The sequence below is a fragment of the Tritonibacter sp. SIMBA_163 genome (assembly GCF_046535935.1).
Taxonomy (GTDB): Bacteria; Pseudomonadota; Alphaproteobacteria; order Rhodobacterales; family Rhodobacteraceae; genus Epibacterium; species Epibacterium scottomollicae.
Map to the genome: position 1 here is coordinate 1 of NZ_JAWJBP010000576.1, position 266 is coordinate 266.

The following is a 266-nucleotide window of genomic DNA, read 5'->3' on the forward strand; positions in this document are numbered from 1 at the left end:
TCGGTCGAATACATGGTCAACGCGCATTGCGCTGATGCCATGGTCTGCATCTCCAACTGCGACAAGATCACCCCGGGCATGCTCAGCGCCGCGATGCGCCTCAACATTCCGGCCGTCTTCGTGTCCGGTGGTCCGATGGAGGCCGGCAAGGTCGTGCTCCAGGGCAAGACCGTCGCGCTCGACCTTGTCGATGCCATGGTCGCCGCAGCCGATGATTCCATGTCAGATGCCGATGTTCAGGCGATCGAGCGGGCCGCCTGTCCGAC

At 63.2% G+C, this 266-nt stretch carries 1 protein-coding gene; it reads left to right on the forward strand.

Features of this window, described 5'->3' with window-relative positions:
- A partial coding sequence (locus R0J92_RS23610) for a dihydroxy-acid dehydratase (RefSeq protein ID WP_411053465.1) occupies nt 1–266 on the forward strand: 266 nt, incomplete at both ends.